16 protein-coding genes are annotated in these 15689 nt (G+C 66.9%); 9 read left to right on the top strand and 7 right to left on the bottom strand.

The features are described 5' to 3' along the window. The first annotated feature begins 260 nt into the window (after positions 1–260). Positions 261–1586, top strand: a complete 1326-nt coding sequence (locus ACN8HC_RS03740; protein ID WP_490073517.1) for an HNH endonuclease — start codon at positions 261–263, stop codon at positions 1584–1586. Here ACN8HC_RS03740 and ACN8HC_RS03735 read toward each other — a convergent pair. After that, positions 1583–1942: an ArsR/SmtB family transcription factor gene (locus ACN8HC_RS03735; protein WP_490073516.1), complete on the bottom strand. Its 360-nt coding sequence runs from the start codon at positions 1940–1942 to the stop codon at positions 1583–1585. The genes ACN8HC_RS03740 and ACN8HC_RS03735 overlap by 4 nt on opposite strands. An 89-nt stretch (positions 1943–2031) precedes the next feature. Between ACN8HC_RS03735 and arsM the strand changes: the two genes are divergently transcribed. Further along, complete coding sequence (arsM, locus tag ACN8HC_RS03730; protein ID WP_490073692.1) at positions 2032–2826, top strand: arsenite methyltransferase; 795 nt, start codon at positions 2032–2034, stop codon at positions 2824–2826. On the opposite strand, the gene ACN8HC_RS03725 is transcribed toward arsM, so the two are convergent. Next, positions 2813–3805 carry a GNAT family N-acetyltransferase gene (locus tag ACN8HC_RS03725; RefSeq protein WP_490073515.1) on the bottom strand — a complete coding sequence of 331 codons (993 nt, stop codon included), beginning with the start codon at positions 3803–3805 and terminating at the stop codon, positions 2813–2815. The two genes, arsM and ACN8HC_RS03725, sit on opposite strands and share 14 nt — an antisense overlap. Before the next feature lie 377 nt (positions 3806–4182). On the opposite strand from ACN8HC_RS03725, the gene ACN8HC_RS03720 reads away from it, so the two are divergent. Beyond that, complete coding sequence (locus ACN8HC_RS03720) at positions 4183–4671, top strand: acyl-CoA dehydrogenase family protein (protein ID WP_490073514.1); 489 nt, start codon at positions 4183–4185, stop codon at positions 4669–4671. A 20-nt stretch (positions 4672–4691) separates the two neighbouring features. Beyond that, positions 4692–5543: an enoyl-CoA hydratase-related protein gene (locus ACN8HC_RS03715; RefSeq protein ID WP_490073513.1), complete on the top strand. Its 852-nt coding sequence runs from the start codon at positions 4692–4694 to the stop codon at positions 5541–5543. A gap of 18 nt (positions 5544–5561) precedes the next feature. Here the strand turns inward: ACN8HC_RS03715 and ACN8HC_RS03710 are convergent, their stop codons facing one another. Beyond that, positions 5562–6695 carry a CaiB/BaiF CoA transferase family protein gene (locus ACN8HC_RS03710; protein ID WP_490073512.1) on the bottom strand — a complete coding sequence of 378 codons (1134 nt, stop codon included), beginning with the start codon at positions 6693–6695 and terminating at the stop codon, positions 5562–5564. Between the two features lie 140 nt (positions 6696–6835). Between ACN8HC_RS03710 and ACN8HC_RS03705 the strand changes: the two genes are divergently transcribed. Next, positions 6836–7573 (top strand): SDR family NAD(P)-dependent oxidoreductase, encoded by a 738-nt coding sequence (locus tag ACN8HC_RS03705; RefSeq protein WP_490073511.1) that lies wholly within the window; start codon positions 6836–6838, stop codon positions 7571–7573. Positions 7574–7575: 2 nt separating this feature from the next. Beyond that, positions 7576–8751: a flavin reductase gene (locus ACN8HC_RS03700; RefSeq protein WP_490073510.1), complete on the top strand. Its 1176-nt coding sequence runs from the start codon at positions 7576–7578 to the stop codon at positions 8749–8751. A 34-nt stretch (positions 8752–8785) separates the two neighbouring features. Here the strand turns inward: ACN8HC_RS03700 and ACN8HC_RS03695 are convergent, their stop codons facing one another. After that, positions 8786–9571: an SDR family NAD(P)-dependent oxidoreductase gene (locus ACN8HC_RS03695; RefSeq protein ID WP_490073509.1), complete on the bottom strand. Its 786-nt coding sequence runs from the start codon at positions 9569–9571 to the stop codon at positions 8786–8788. Between the two features lie 59 nt (positions 9572–9630). Between ACN8HC_RS03695 and ACN8HC_RS03690 the strand changes: the two genes are divergently transcribed. Then, positions 9631–10167: a nuclear transport factor 2 family protein gene (locus ACN8HC_RS03690; RefSeq protein WP_490073508.1), complete on the top strand. Its 537-nt coding sequence runs from the start codon at positions 9631–9633 to the stop codon at positions 10165–10167. A gap of 34 nt (positions 10168–10201) precedes the next feature. Here ACN8HC_RS03690 and ACN8HC_RS03685 read toward each other — a convergent pair whose 3' ends face one another. From ACN8HC_RS03685 to ACN8HC_RS03675, 3 genes are all read right to left on the bottom strand, one after another. After that, entirely contained in the window at positions 10202–11155 is a 954-nt protein-coding gene (locus ACN8HC_RS03685) for a cyclase family protein (RefSeq protein WP_490073507.1), read from the bottom strand. Positions 11156–11164: 9 nt separating this feature from the next. Beyond that, positions 11165–12397: an acyl-CoA dehydrogenase family protein gene (locus ACN8HC_RS03680; protein ID WP_490073506.1), complete on the bottom strand. Its 1233-nt coding sequence runs from the start codon at positions 12395–12397 to the stop codon at positions 11165–11167. A gap of 120 nt (positions 12398–12517) precedes the next feature. Further along, entirely contained in the window at positions 12518–13570 is a 1053-nt protein-coding gene (locus ACN8HC_RS03675; protein WP_490073505.1) for an LLM class flavin-dependent oxidoreductase, read from the bottom strand. Between the two features lie 237 nt (positions 13571–13807). Between ACN8HC_RS03675 and ACN8HC_RS03670 the strand changes: the two genes are divergently transcribed. Then, positions 13808–14779 carry a phosphotriesterase family protein gene (locus ACN8HC_RS03670; protein ID WP_490073504.1) on the top strand — a complete coding sequence of 324 codons (972 nt, stop codon included), beginning with the start codon at positions 13808–13810 and terminating at the stop codon, positions 14777–14779. 32 nt (positions 14780–14811) lie between these two features. Continuing rightward, positions 14812–15666, top strand: a complete 855-nt coding sequence (locus ACN8HC_RS03665) for an enoyl-CoA hydratase/isomerase family protein (RefSeq protein WP_490073503.1) — start codon at positions 14812–14814, stop codon at positions 15664–15666. Positions 15667–15689: the final 23 nt, after the last annotated feature.

The following is a 15689-nucleotide window of genomic DNA, read 5'->3' as shown; positions in this document are numbered from 1 at the left end:
GCGTGGGCACGCTGCAGCTGCCCGGGAAGTATGACCCGCGGCATCACCGCTATCGACGCGGCGCCGTTGACGAGCGTGACTGCGCCATAGGACGCGATCCTGCTCGTCGAGCGTAGACAGTCCGGGTGTCCTCCGCGGCGAACCCGTTCGGTCACGCTTACCCAGGCTGTGGACAGCGCGGCAAAACATCGATGGGTGTGGACGACATCCTGCAGTCAAAGTCGTTGCCTCCCAACCTAATCCGTGCGATACTCGAACACATGGACGGCAACTTCCGCGACGATATAGCATCGCATGTGGCGCTCGACGCGTCCGGGGTCCGCGCGTTCCACGACCGGCTGACCGGCGACCTCGACACCACCGATCCGATCGCCACGATCCGGGCCTGCGAGGAAGCGAAAAACGCGTTGGCAGCGCTGCAGGCCCGGTTGACCGTGGCCGCGCACGACAAGCAGCGGGCGCGTGACGTGCCGCGCGGTGTGCCGAAGGCCGAGACCGCCCGGTATGTCGGGTCTCAGGTCGCGGCCGCCCGCCGGTGCGCACCACACCTCGGGTCGCGGCTGCTCGGGTTGGCGCACGCCCTCGTGGAGGAGCTGCCGCACACCTTCGCGGCCCTGTCCGCCGGCGTGATCAGCGAATGGGACGCCACCGCCGTGTGTCAGGAAACCGCGTGCCTGACCCGGGACGACCGGGCCGGCGTGGACGCCGCCATCGCCGACGAACTGGGCAGCGTGAGTCACCGACGGCTGGTCGCGTCCGCCCAGGCGCACGCTTACCGGGCCGACCCGGCCTCGATCACGGGCCGCCGGGCCCGCACCGAATCCGACCGCCGGGTCACCCTCCGCCCCGCACCCGACTGTATGACCCGGCTGACCCCCTTGCTGCCGGTCAAGGACGGCGTCGCCTGCTACGCCGCTCTCTCGGCCGTCGCGGCCGCCACCGCCACGGCTGAGCACCCACGAGGGCAAGTCATGGCCGACACCCTCGTGGAGCGGGTGACCGGCCGGACACCCGCCGACCGGCCGGAGGTGCAGGTCAACCTGCTCATGCCCCTGGACACCCTTACCGGTGACACACCGGCATACCTGCCGGACCACGGCCCGATCCCTGCCGACCTGGCCCGCGACTGGGTGGCCGACCCCGAGCAGGCCGTGCAGGTGCGTCGGCTGTTCACCTACCCCGGCACCGGCGACCTGGTCGGAATGGATTCCCGGTCCCGCACCTACACGGGGCTCCTGGCGAAGTTCATCAAGCTGCGCGACCAGACATGCCGCGCCCCGTTCTGCACGGCCCCGATCCGACACCTCGACCACATTCAGCCGCACGCTGAAGGCGGTCCGACCAGCGAACGCAACGGCGAAGGCATGTGCGCCCGTTGCAATCTCGGTAAAGAACACCCTGACTACCAGGTGACCGGAGACGCCGCTGCCACGACCTTCACTATCGGCGGCCTGATCACGACCAGTCACCCGCCGGCCCCACCCGGGCTCCCGCCACCCACCCGGTCCTACGCCGAACGCACCCTCATGGACATCACCTTCAGCTACTGGACCTCACTGCCGCAGCAGGCTGAGCAAGAGGATTAGGAGCGTAGGCTCACCACCCGGCGGAGTGCCTCGAAGGCATCAGGCGCCAGCCGGTAATACGCCCACCTGCCTCGCTGCTCGCGGGTCACGAGCCCTGCGTCGGCGAGGAGTTTCATGTGGTGCGACACAGTCGGCTGGCTGAGACCGACCGGCTCGGTCAGATCGCAGATACATGCCTCCGCGCCGTCCGCTGCGGCGATCAAGGAGACCAGACGAACGCGCGTGGGATCCCCGAGCGCCTTGAACACTCGCGCCAACTGCTCGGCAGCTGCCTCATCGAGCGCGCCGCCGGTCAGTGGTGAACAGCAGGCAGCAGTGCCGACCGGAATGGTCGGCAACTCGGTGCGGGTAGCCATGCGAGAAGCGTATCTCGACCCATTGACGAACGTCGATGCGTTTTGCACGATATATCCCATCGAAGTTCTTCAATAGGAGGCTGGTGTTGATCGGGAACGAGATCCGCGATCAGGTGCGCAGCCGGTATGCCGCGGCGGCCACCGCCGTCACGCGTGCCCGGGGCGATGCGCTCGAGGTCGTCAGTGCGGCGTCATCGTGCTGCAGTGCCGCGGAAAACGGCTCGTCCTGCGTCGGATCCGGTGAAGTGGACGACGCGTTCGGCTCCGCGCTCTACTCCGCCATCGAGCAGGACGAGCTGCCGGCGGAAGCCGTCGCCGCCTCGCTCGGCTGCGGCAACCCGATGGTCGTCGCAGAACTGCACGGGGGTGAGAAGGTGCTGGACCTGGGATCCGGCGGTGGCATCGACGTGCTGCTCTCGGCGCGCAGAGTCGGACCGACCGGGTTCGCGTATGGGGTGGACATGACCGACGAGATGCTCGAGCTAGCAAACGCGAACAAGGCCAAGGCGGGCGCGACCAACGTCGAGTTCCTCAAGGGGACCATCGAAGACGTGCCGCTGCCCGACGGGTCCGTTGACCTTGTGATCTCCAACTGCGTCATCAATCTGTCCACGGACAAGCCGGCCGTGCTCGCCGAGATGTTCCGGGTCCTCATCCCCGGCGGCCGCATCGGCGTCTCCGACGTCGTCGCCGAGGATCACCTGAGCCCGACCGACCGCGCCGAGCGTGGCTCGTACGTCGGCTGCATCGCCGGCGCTTTGTCCCGGGCGGAATACCTGGACGGTCTGACGAGCGCTGGATTCGTAGAGGCTTCCGTCACTTTCACCCATGAAGCGGCGCCCGGGATGCACTCGGCACTGATCCGGGCGGTCAAGCCGGAGTGAGTGGCGCTCCCGGCTCCAACTGTGCGGCCAGGTTCACCCAGGTGCTCGTGACCTGCATGCCGAGCCCGGTGTAGAGGCCGAGCGCGCCGGTCCGGGAATCGGTCGACAACTCGCAGCCGGTGACGCCGTGGTCGTGGCCGATCGCGAACACGTCCGCCAGCAGCGCGCGGGCAAAGCCGCGCCCGCGTGCGTCGGCGCGAACCGCGAGCCGGTCGACGTAAAGCGCACCCTGGTTCGTGTCGATGAACGAAAACACCGCTCCGACAACCTGTTCGCCGTCCGGAGTGTCACAGCACAGAATGCGCATGTGCCAGTGCTCGAAGCCCGGCCGGTCGTAGGTCTGAGCCGCGAAGTCGGCATACGACACCTTGTCGCGGTCGGACCACTCGAGGAAGGCGTCCTCGATGATGTCGTATGCCGCAGCCCGGTCCCGTGGCGACGACGCGTTCCGGATCCGGCACCCGTCCGGAAGCGTCGGCTGCTCGACCTGCATCTCCGGAGGCAGCCGCAGCGTCCAGGAGGTCCAGCGCTCGGTGAAGCCGAGTCCGCGCAACAGACGTTCGCCGTCGGAGCCCTGCGGCACGGGCATCCCGACCGTTCTCGCCCCTGTTGCCCGCGCTCTGGCGCACACCCATCGGGCGAGCGCGGTGCCCAAACCCCTTCGGCGGTATGCCGGTCCGACTGTGGCGTCATACCTGTCGCCACCCTGATACTCCGCGTATGCGGCGAGCTCACCGGTCGGCGTGAACACGCCGACCGTGCTGACGCCCACGTCGAAGGACGGGCGTTGCCAGTCGGCCACGATGTCGGCCTCCTCGATCGCGACCACGCCGATGTCGTGCAACTCGGAGGCAGCCATCGCCGCCGCGACGGCGGAGGCGTCGGCCGGCCGCAACGCGCGGACCGCCCAGCCGGGATGGTCCGCGGGGTCCAACCCGAGTCCGGCGAAGTCGGGCGATGCGGCACGCTCAGTCGTCATACCGCAGATCTTCCCGCGTGCACGAGGCGGACGAAGGTCGGCCGGACATGCCGAATGACAGCGGCAGCAATATTGACACTCGCGTCATGTTCCTTCAGGATACGAGGACTGGCCCTCGCGACAGGCACAGTGGCTCACCCCCGGGGCGGCCAGCGCCCAGCATCAACCGCGGGAGCACATGGTGAAATTCGGAATTCGGTACGCGAACACCGGTCCCTACACGGATCCCGATGCCGCCCGTGAGCTGGTCTGCCAGGCCGAGGAGGCCGGTTTCGAGTCGGTGTGGACGGTCGAGCACGTCCTGATCCCTCCGGACTACGAGTCAAGATATCCGTACACCCGCGACGGACGGATCCCGGCGGCGACCTCGGAGACGCGTGCCGTACACAGCCCTGCTCGGCGGCGTCGAAGGCCAGGGCCTGCGACAGGCAATGCGGGGCATCAGCCACGCCCGCCTCCACGTGGCGGCAACCGCGGTGCTGCGTGTTCTGCAGGAAGCCACTCGCACGCCCACAGCAGGTATCAATTCGGACGACCCCTCGCCGACCTCGGTGCCATCCAATCCATGCTCGGGCGAAGCTACTCCGAGCTCGAGGCCGGGCTGGGCCCTGGTGCTGGACTGTGCCCGCGAATTCGATCGGGCCGGGCCGCCGCGGCACCGGATCTCGGCAGCCAAGCTCTTCTGCACCGAGACGGCAACCGTGATCGCCGATCGTGCGTTGCAGGTGCTCGGCGGCGAGGACATCGTCGGATCCAGTCCGGTGCCACGAATCTGGCGAGATGTGCGTGCACTGCGGATCTACGAAGGCGCCTCGCAAATTCACGAGCGCAACCTTGCCCGTGCACTCCCCACGCTGCTCGGATGACATCCGCGAAAGGAGACCTCATGTCGGACTTCGAGACCATCATCGTCGACGTACGCGACAACATCGCGACCATCACACTCAACCGCCCTGACAAGCTCAACACGTATACCAAGCAGATGCGGGACGAGCTGGTCGCGGCATTCGACGCGACGGATGCCGACGACGACGTCCGAGCAGTCATCGTGACCGGCGCGGGCCGCACCTTCTGCGCGGGCGCGGACCTGACCGAAGGAGGCCGACGGTTCGCGCCCGACGCCGCCGCAACCGGACCGCACCGAGATGGTGGAGGCATCGTCACGCTGCGAATATTCAATTCCCGGAAGCCGGTCATCGCCGCGATCAATGGTCCGGCCGTCGGAGTCGGAGCGACCATGACGCTGGCGATGGACCTGCGGCTGGCCGGCAACTCCGCTCGATTCTCGTTCCCGTTCACACGGCGCGGCATCGTGCCCGAGAGTTGTTCCAGCTGGTTTCTCCCGCGACTGGTAGGCGTGAGCCGCGCCCTCGAATGGCTTTACACCGGGCGGTTGTTCGATGCACAGGAAGCACTCGACTCCGGACTGATCCGCAGCACCCACGACAGCGACGACCTGCTGCCCGCAGCGCGGGCGCTCGCCGCCGAGATCGTCGACGAGACGGCGCCCGTCTCGGTCGCCCTGAGCCGTCAGCTGGTATGGCGCATGCTGGGCTCGGCACATCCCATGGAGGCACACATCTGTGAGTCTCGGGCACTGGGGATCCAAGGTGGCAGCAGCGACGCCTACGAAGGAGTCACCGCGTTCCTGGAGAAACGACCGGCCGTGTTCACCCGGACGATCAACGCCGACTTTCCGGACGTCTTCGCGGGGCGGGTCGAGCCGGAGTTCAGCTGACGTGGTTCGCCGGAGCGATCAGGAAGGCCAGGCACGTTCGGCGAACCGCTCGGAGTGTTCGCCCACGCGGGGAACCCGTCCGCCGACGGGCGCCTCATACCCGTCGATCGAGAACGGCAGACACGGGATCTGGAAATGCCCGCCCTGCTCGTCCACTGCGTCGACGAGCAGGCCCGCGTCCATCACGTCGGGCGCATCGCGCACGGCGGCGTAGTCCCGCACCTCGGCGATCACGATTCCCGCGTCACCGAGTCGTTTGACGCACTCTGCAGTCGTCCATTGCCCTAGCACTCCGTGCAGCAGGTCCAGCAGCTCGGCGCGGTTCGCGCGCCGAGCGTCGTTGACCGAAAAGCGCGCATCAGAAGCCCATTCCGGGTGACCAAGCGTCTCGCACAGCTTCCGGAAATGGCTCTGCACGTATGCCGACAGCATGACCATGCCATCCGCCGTGGCGACGAGATCCGCCGCCGGCGCCATGGCATCCTGACCGTTGCCTTTGCGCACGGGCATCGAGCCCGCGACGGACCACTCGCCCCACATCGGCGACTGCAGGTGGATCGCGACCTGCAACAGCGAGACGTGTGACGTCATACCCTCGCCGGTTCGTTCCCGCTGGAAGAGGCCGGCCGCCACAGCCTGCACGACGGCGTATCCGGTCGCTGCGTCGACCACCGGGAACCCGACTCGCTGCGGATCACCCCCGCCTTCACCGGTGAGCGACATGATGCCGCTCTCCGCCTGGGCCGCGATGTCCAGGCCGGACCGATGCTGCGACTCCGTTCCAGGCGGGAAACCAGTCACGGAAACGTAGACCAGCTCCGGTTTTTCGGCGCGCAGCCGCTGCGGACCGAGGCCCAGCGCCTCGAGTGCGCCATAGCGCAGGTTCTGAACGACCACATCGGCACCCATCACCAAGTTGTGCGCAAGCCGCCAGTCGTCAGGGTTTCGGAGGTCGAGCGAGATCGACTCCTTGCCGCGGTTGTGCGCACGCACGATGCCTTCGCCGAGCTCGCCGATGTGTCGCGACGCGTCACCGCTCGGCGATTCGATCTTCACGACATCGGCGCCCAGATCGAGCAACGTCTGGGAAGCTGCCGGGACCGCGATGTACTGACCGAACTCGACCACCCGGACTCCGGCGAACGGTCCCATCGGCTACCTCCGTTTCATGGCCGCTGCCAGGGCGATTCGACCGTTGCGCAAGACACTTCCACGGCCGCCCTTGACTAAACATGACACGCGCGTCATTGTCAATGCAGGCCGACAACCGAAACGGTGAGAAGGAGGTCGTCATGCCCAGAGTCGACGGCAAGGTGTGCATCGTCACAGGCGCAGCATCCGGGATCGGGGCCGCCAGCCGGGCCCTGCTTCGGGACGAAGGAGCGACCGTCATCGGCTTCGACCGCGACACCGGAGAAGACGCCGACGACCTCCTGTGGGCCGTGGATGTCAGCGACGAGCACGCCGTCTCCGCCGCAGTCGCGCGCGTCGCTGAATCCCACGGCCGCGTCGACGTGCTGGTCAACAACGCCGGGGTTCCGGGCCCAAGGAAGCCGTCTCACGAGGTCACCGCCGCGGAGTTCGATCACGTCTTCGGCATCAACGTAAGGGGCACGTGGTTGTGCACGAAATACGTGGTGCCTCACATGCTTGCCGTCGGCAGCGGCAGCATCGTCAACATGTCGTCCATGTACGGCCTGGTGGGCAACTCGATGATTCCCACATACCACGCCACCAAGGGCGCGATCCGGCTGCTGACCAAGGCCGACGCGGCGACGTACGCAGCGCAGGGCATTCGGGTCAACTCCGTGCACCCGGGTTCCATCGAGACCGGCTCCAAGGCGTCGGTGCGTGCGGACCGCTCCGATGCGGCACAGGAGTACAACCATCGCGTGCTCGCCACCATCCCGATGGGGCGCCGCGGCGAACCGCGCGACATCGCGTACGGCGTGCTCTACCTCGCCTCCGACGAATCGCGATACATGACCGGCTCGGAACTGGTCATCGACGGCGGATACACGGCGGTGTGACGATGGACAACCTGTATCCGCCGCACGAGGGCATCTACCGTCAGACGCTGGGTCACTACCCGACCGGTGTCGCTGTCGTGACCGCAACGAAGGCGGACGGCACTCCGGCGGGTATGACGGTCGGCTCGTTCACCTCGGTCTCGCTGGACCCACCACTCATCGCGTTCCTGCCGTCCAAGAGCTCCAGCTCCTGGGCTGCGCTGCGCGAATGCGGTGACACCTTCGGGGTCAACATCCTCGCCGCTGACCAGGAGGTCGTCTGCCGGCGTATCGCATCGTCAGGAGCCGACAAGTTCAAGGATGTCGCCTGGCACGAATCCCCGCTTGGCTTACCGATTCTCGACGGCTGTGTCGCGTACATGGAGTGCAAGGTCGCCGAAGTCCGCGACGCCGGTGACCATGACCTGGTGCTGGGCGAAGTCGTCCAGATGGGAGTGCAACGCCCGACCGAGTCGCTGCTGTTCTTCCGCGGAGGTTACGGCTCCTTCCGCCCACGGTCGCTCGCTGTCGGCACACCCCAGCTGTTCGACCAATTGCGCTTCGTCGACGTCGCCCGCCCGATCATCGAGCGGCTCGCCTCCGACACCGGACACGAGATCACCGCTCTCGTGTTGCACGAGGGGGACCTGATCACCACCGCAGCGGCGAATGACGGCTCGCACATGTCGCGTCTACGAGTGGGACGCCAGACGCCTTTTCTGCCGCCTGTTGGCGCAGTGCACGCGGCATACGGCGCCGACAGTATCCGGAGCTACTGGCTGTCCCAGTTGCCCCCGAACGCCACAGCCGAAGCCGCCCGTGCCGAGCGGATGCTCGACACGATCCGCGACCGGGGTTATGGCTTCACGGTGGGTCATCAGGTCGGCAGGGCGATCGAAGCCATGGGGCAGCGTAGGGCACGCGACAAAAGCGCCGAGGCACTACGCGAGTTCCGCGACACGATCCGCCGGGCCAGCGACGGCTACAACATTGAATTCCTCAGTCCGCAAAGGGAATACGAGTTCCACGCAGCGACCGCTCCGGTCTTCCACCCACGGCACGGTCTCGTGTTCACGATCACCCTGTGGGGTCCGTCCGGATTGATCTCGTACGACGGCATGATGGCCAAGATCGATCAGCTCGTGCACGCGGCCCGAGTGTGCTCGGACGCCCTGTCGTATGTCGACAGTGAGAGCTGACCGCAGGCTGTCGGCGGCGGGCGCCGACACCCGATCACCAGGGACTCACGGTGATGTTCGACCGGCCGCCGTCCACCGCGATGTCCTCGGCCGTGAGAAAGCCGGCAGCCGGAGAGGCGAGGAAGCCCACCAGTGCGGCGATGTCCTCGGGTTCACCGAGCCGCCCGACGGGGATCAGCTTCTCCCAGCGGTCGCGCACCGCGTCGTCCTCCCAGGATCCACGGTTGATGCCGGTCCGCACGACGCCGGGGTTGATGCAGTTGACGGTGATCCCGAGCGGTGCCACCTCACAAGCGATCTGGCGGGTCAGCGCGGTGACGCCGCCCTTGGAGGCGCTGTATGCCGGGTAGTGATACCCACGCGTTGCTGCGCCCGAAGCGATGTTCACGATGCGCCGGTCCGCCGTCCCGGCGCCGTGCCGAAGGTGCGGCAGGGCTGCTTGGATCACCTGGAAGGTCCCCTTCAGGTTGACGTCGATGACTCGGTCCCAGATCTGGGAAGTGGTGTCGTCCGTATCGGCCCGCACCAGGATGCCGGCACCGTTCACGATCACGTCGAGACCGCCGCCCCAAGCAGCAATCGCGTCGACGACCGTGCGCACTGCGGCGGCGTCGGCGACGTCACAGGCCGCGGTCATCACTGTGGCGTCACCCACGGACTCCGCGACGGTCGCAAGTCGGGCAGCGTCCAGGTCCACGAGTCCGACGGCCAGCCCGTCCTCGCACAGTTGCCGCACCACCGCGGCGCCGATACCCGAAGCAGCACCGGTCACGAGCGCGACACGACGTCGCGGAGTAGGAGTAGATCGTTGAATTGTCATTGTGGTGAGTCCTTTCCGATGGTGAATCCATTCACGGTCGCCAGGCAGGAGCCGAGCACGTGATCGAGTTGGCGGAGCTGATCGCCCGCGCCGAGATAGCCGATGTCCTTGCGCGCTACCAGCACGCCTGTGATCGCGGCGACCGGGAGCTGATGCGCACCTGCTACCACCCGGACGCGATCGACAACCACGGCCGCGCCAACGGCCCGGTCGACGAGGTCCTCGCCTTCCTGGGCAGGTATGGCGCCGACCTGCGCGCCACCTACCACTTCATGGGTGCGCCGCACATCGTCGTCGGAGCGGAAGGCGACCCTGGCAAGGCGTTCGTCGAGACCTACTGCATCTACCGGCGCGAGTTGCTCGACCCGGAGGCGGAGATCCTGATGCAGGGACTGCGCTACTTCGACGTCTTCGAGCAGCGGGGCGGTGTATGGCGCATCGCCCACCGCACGGTCCTGCTCGACTGGGAGCAGCGCGGCAACGGCGGGCCGGGCATGCCGGCACCGGACAGCTGGACGCGTGGGGCCCGCGGCGAGGCGGACGTCGCGTGGCCGCTGACCGAGCACCTCGCAACTGCGCAGGGCCTGCGCCACTGAGGGACACAGACCCCGTCCCGTCGGCGGGCTCGGGTCACAGCACGGCGATCGCATTGCCGGGTGACCCGAGACCGCCGACGAGGGCGAGCGGCACCGCCGTGAAGACGAAGTCGCTGCACCGCTGTTCGGCGAGCTTGCCGCGCAGCTGCTCGAAGTCGAACAGCTCCCCGAGCGGGATGCCGAGCATCGCGAGCACCCGCCGGTGCAGACTTCCGATGGCGGCATCCCCGGGTGTTGCCTCGACAGCGGGGTTGTCAGCGGCGATCGCGGAAATGTGCCAGTCCCAGAGGAGCTCGGCGATCTCCTCGTCCGCCCGCAGACCGGCCGAGAACAGACCCGACTTCTTCGCTGCGATCGCTGCCTTTGCCTCGTCGTCGAGCTTGCGGTAGGCGTTCAACCACCCGGTGCGGATGCACAACACATCACCGGGCCGCACCTCCACAGCTTGCGAATCCGCCGCGGCGCGAACCTCGTCCGCGGTGATGGGCCGCTCGGCGAGCGGGTCGTAGCCGTCCGAGCGCAGCTGTGCCTCGAGGTCGATCAGCACGCCCCGGCCGACGATGCCCGTCATACCCCAGTGGTGGATGCTGAGCCGCCGATTGCCGGTCGCCGGTTCGTCGGTGACACCGCCGTAGAACCCGTGCTGGCGCACCCGGTGGTGCCGGAAGCCGTCCCATTGGGTCGAGCCCTGCGGGAAGAAGTTGTCCAGGCGGTCGTCATACATGCTGCCGAACTTCGTGACGGTGTGCTCGAACGGCTGTCGGCGGAACAGCGGCGGATCGGGTTCGTCGAGGGTGAGAGTCAACGAAACCCGTTCTCCGGTGCGCACGTTCGTCATCGCATCCCGCACTCGTTCGGGCGTGAGCAGATTGAGTGCGCCGAAGTCGTCCTCATCACCGAAGACGCCCCAGGAGTGGTTGGATCCGATGTCGTCGAGCCGGGGCAGGTCCTTGTACGCCGGCAGGTCGTGCGTGTCAGTGTGTGCCACCCGCAACTCCTACAGGTCCGTGTCGCCGCGCAGCAAACGCATCGCGATGGTGCGGCGCTGGATCTCCGCAGTGCCGTCCGGGATGCGCAGCGCGCGGGCGTGGCGCCAGGCCTCCTCGATCCGCAGCTCATTGGTCAGGCCCATCCCGCCGTGCACCTGCATCGCCTTGTCCGTGACCCGGCCGAGCATTTCGGTGCACAGCGCCTTGGTGATCGACGTCTCCTTGACGGCCTTCCGGCCGGTCTCCACCAGCCAGGCGGTGCGCGCGACGGTGGACTTCGCGGCGTAGATGTCCATCGCCATCTCGGCCAGCATCATCTGGACGGCCTGGTGCTGCCCGATCGGCTTGTCGAAGGTCTGGCGCTGGTTCGCGTAGTCGACCGCCTGAGCGAGCGCCCAGCGGGCGGTGCCGATGCACAGCGCCGACATCGACAGCCGGCCACGGCTGATGCCGAGCAACGCGAGAGCGAGACCGTTGTGCACCTCACCGATGATGTGATCGTCGGGTACTCGCAGGTTTTCGAGCGTCAGGATGCCGATGTTCGTCCCGCTGTGCCCGAGGATCGTGACGACGCCGCTGCAGTCGAAGCCCTCCCACGAGGTGTTCACGAAAAATGCCGTGATGCCGCCACGGCGAGCCTTGTTCGCATCGGGGTCGGTCACGGCGAACAGCACGCAGTAGTCGGCGTACGGCGCATTCGAGATCCACTGTTTCGTGCCGTTGATGACCCACTCGTCACCGTCCTTGACCGCCTTGGTGCGGATCCGCTGCACATCGGAGCCGGCGCCCGGCTCGGACAGCCCGAAGCAGAATGTCTTCTCACCGGAGCCGATGCCGTCGACATATCTGTCCCTGACCTGTGGCTGCAGGTGCAGCAACAGTGGGCTCAGCCCATTGGTGAAGACCGACGGCACGACGTTCTCGTGGATCAGCGGACGGTGCGGCCCGACATGGTGGGTGAGCTCCTCCTGAACGTGCACGAGGGATGTCGGCGAGAGTCCACCGCCGCCGAGCTCCGAGTCGCCGAACATCGTGTAGAAGCCGGCCTTGGCCGACTCGATGCGCACCTGTCTGCGCAGATCGAGCACTTCGGGCCGATAGCGACCGGTCGCATCATACCGCGAGCGTTCGGTGGCGAGCAGGTCGGCGTTCTTCTCTTCGAGCGGGATGACGTAACGGTCGACGAACTCGTTGAGTCCTTTCGCCGCTTCCCGGCCCTCTTCGGGGACTTCGAAGTCCACGCGGAGCTCCTTTCGTTCGCAGCTCCGTCACGCGGAGTGCAGAGTGGGTGGGGGCCCGATGCGGGCATGCCGGGGTTGCGGTACCCCTGTCCAGGACGTACCGCAATCCATTTCGTGAAATCAGAGTTGGGGTCGGACCTTCTCGGCGAAGTCCGTCATGGACCGCAGCACCTGCTCCTGCGGTTGGCTTCCGGCGTCGAACCAGGCGACGAGGCCGCCGAGCCCGGTGTGGCTGTGGAAGTCCGCAAGCTCTTGCGCGACGTCGTCGGCCGACCCGAGGATGAGCGCCTTGCGCTCGATGTATTCGTCGAAGGTCAACTCGTCGATGCCGAGCCCCACCTTCGCCCGGTTGGTGAGGATGCCGACGTACCACATGTAGCCGTCGTGGTACTCCTTCACCGCCTGCTCGCGATTGTCCGCGACGTGGATCGCCTTCAGCTGGGAGGAACGCGCGATGTTCTCGTCGATCGAGTCGAACGAATGGCCGGCCGCGCGACCCTCCTCGCGGTAGACCTCGACGAGCCGGCTCACGTCGTCGCGGGTCGGCCGCTGGCCGAGCACGAAGGCAAAGCCGCGACGGGCCGCCATACGCAGCGACTCCTCGCTGGCGGAAACCATGACGAACACCGGCGGGGTCGGCTTCTGGTAGACCTCCGGGAAGAGTTCGATCTCGTCGGTCACGTCTCCGGGCCCGGGCACCTGGTAGTGCTTGCCCTGATACTTCACCTTGCCGGTCGTCCACGCCTGCATGACGATCTCGAAGACCTCTTCGTAGCGCTCGTCGCGCTCGGACTCCGGGATGCTGTATGCCTGGAACTCCAGCCGGTCATACGCCTTGCCGATGCCGAAGTTGAGTCGCCCGTTGCTGAGTTGGTCCACGTAGGCGTACTCCTCCGCCAGTCGCAGCGGGTGGTGCATCGGCAGCCGCGAGACGCCCGATCCGAGCCGGATGCGCTCAGTCGACGCGGCAGCGGCTGCCAGCAGCAGCTGCGCCGAGGTGACGATGCCGTAGCGCCGGCCGTTGTGCTCGGCGACCCAGGCCTCTTCGAAGCCGAGCTTGTCTGCCACCTGGATCTGCTCGATCGCCTTCTGGACCACCTCGTGATGGGTGTTCCACGGCGGGACGTTCGAGAGGCTGAAGATTCCGTAATGCGGCTTCGATAGGTCGGTCATGTCAACTCCAGTTATCGGTGAGGAGCTTGGGTCGAGCGACCCAGCTGCGGCGAGCCCACGGATCGGGTGCTCTTCGGAAGTCGCTCTTGACTAAACATGACACGCGCGTCATTGTCAATGGCGAACACCTCTGATCTGCACCGACCGGACCGCTGTGAACGGCGGCCATCCGTTGCTGCGCAAGAGCATTCGATTTCAGCCGGATCAGCGGCACGAACAACGAAGGAGACCCGAATGATGAGCGTTCCCACCGTCGCCGGCAACAAGGACAGCACCGAACTCGGCCGGGTCCTCATGCACGAGCACGTCTTCGTTCTCAATCACGAGTACGAGGTGAACTATCCGGAGAGCTGGGACCACGGCACGCGCATCGCCGACGCCGTCGCCAAACTCGATGCGCTGAAGGGCGCCGGCATAGACACCATCGTCGACCTGACCGTGCTCGGACTCGGGCGGGACATCGCGCGCGTTCGTGAGGTGGCCGAGCGGACCGAGGTCAACATCATTGCCGCGACCGGGTTCTACACGTTCACCGAGTTGCCGACCTACCTGCGGCTGCGCGGGCCGGGCCGGCTGGTCGACGTCGAGGAGCCGATGGTCGACATGTTCGTGCGCGACCTCACCGAGGGCATCGCAGGCACCGGCATCCGGGCGGCCATCCTCAAGTGCGCCACCGACGAGCCGGGCGTGACACCCGATGTCGAGCGCGTGCTGCGTTCCGTGGCCCGGGCGCATGTCGCGACCGGTGCCCCGATCTCCACCCACACCGATCCGCACAAGGAACGCGGGCTGGAGCAGCAGCAGATCTTCGTCGAGGAAGGCGTCGACCTGACCCGAGTCATCATCGGGCACAGCGGCGACACCGACGACCTGGACTACCTGCAACGCTTGCTCGACAACGGTTCGTACCTCGGGATGGACCGGTTCGGCCTGGACAGCCGGCTCGACTTCGAGCGCCGGGTCAAGACTGTGGTCGACCTCGTCGAACGCGGGTATACCGACCGCCTGGTCCTGTCGCACGACACCTCGTGCCACAGCGACAACTTCCCGGCCGACTACCGCGCAGCGCACCTGCCCAACTGGCGCTTCGGGCACATCAGCGAGGACGTGCTGCCGGCACTGCGCGCCGCAGGCGTCACCGAGTGGCAGATCGACACGATGCTCGTCGACAACCCGCGCGTCATCTTCGGCGACACGGGCCGGGTATGACGCCACCACGACACCAGACCGGAGGAAACCCCATGGCACTAGTCCGCATCGAGCGACACGACGCCGTCGCCGAGGTCGTGCTCGACCGACCCGAGAAACTCAACGCGTTCAACGCCGAGCTCTTCGCCGCCTACGAGGACGCGCTGTCCGCACTCAGAACCGACGACGGCGTGTCGGTCGTGATCGTCCGCGGCGAAGGACGCGCGTTCAGCGTCGGCTGGGACGTCGGCAGGCAGCCCTCTGCCGACCGGAACGACAGCGGTTACCACCAGCGGATCGCGCATGCCGACTGGCTGCGGTTGCGCCCTCAACTACGCGCATTCACAGCCGTTTTCGACTTCCCGAAGCCCGTCGTCGCCGCAGTGCACGGCTTCTGCATGGGCGGCGCCACGCTCATCCCGAACTGCTCCGATCTGGCCGTCGTCGGCAACGACACCAAGATCGGCTGGCCGGTCCTACCGATCGGCGGCGGGATGCTGGGACCGGTCTCGACATACGCGATCGGTTCCAAGAAGGCGCGGGAACTGTCCTACACCGCAGGCAGTTTCATGATGGGCCCGGAAGCCGCCCAGCGCGGGTTCGCCAATTACGCAGTGCCGGAGGACGAGGTGCTGAGCAAGGCACGCGAGCTCGCACGCGAAGTCTCCAAGACACCGCGCGACATGCTCGAGATCAAGAAGCTCGCCGCCAACGACGTCCTCAACCGACAAGGCTTCCGGGACACACTGGAGGTCTGCGCCAACTGGGATGCCCTCATCCACACCTCCGCCGGCAACGAGCACATGTCGGCCAGGCTCGCTGAGCTCGGCATCAAGGCCGCCCGCCAGTGGTATGCCGAGGGCGGCTCCATCCACCAGGCCGCCGAAGCAGCGGCCGCCACCGACTGACCACCGTCCAGGAGACAACCACA

The organism is Flexivirga sp. YIM B11880 (assembly GCF_058148645.1).
This window is presented reverse-complemented; position numbering and strand designations above follow the sequence as displayed.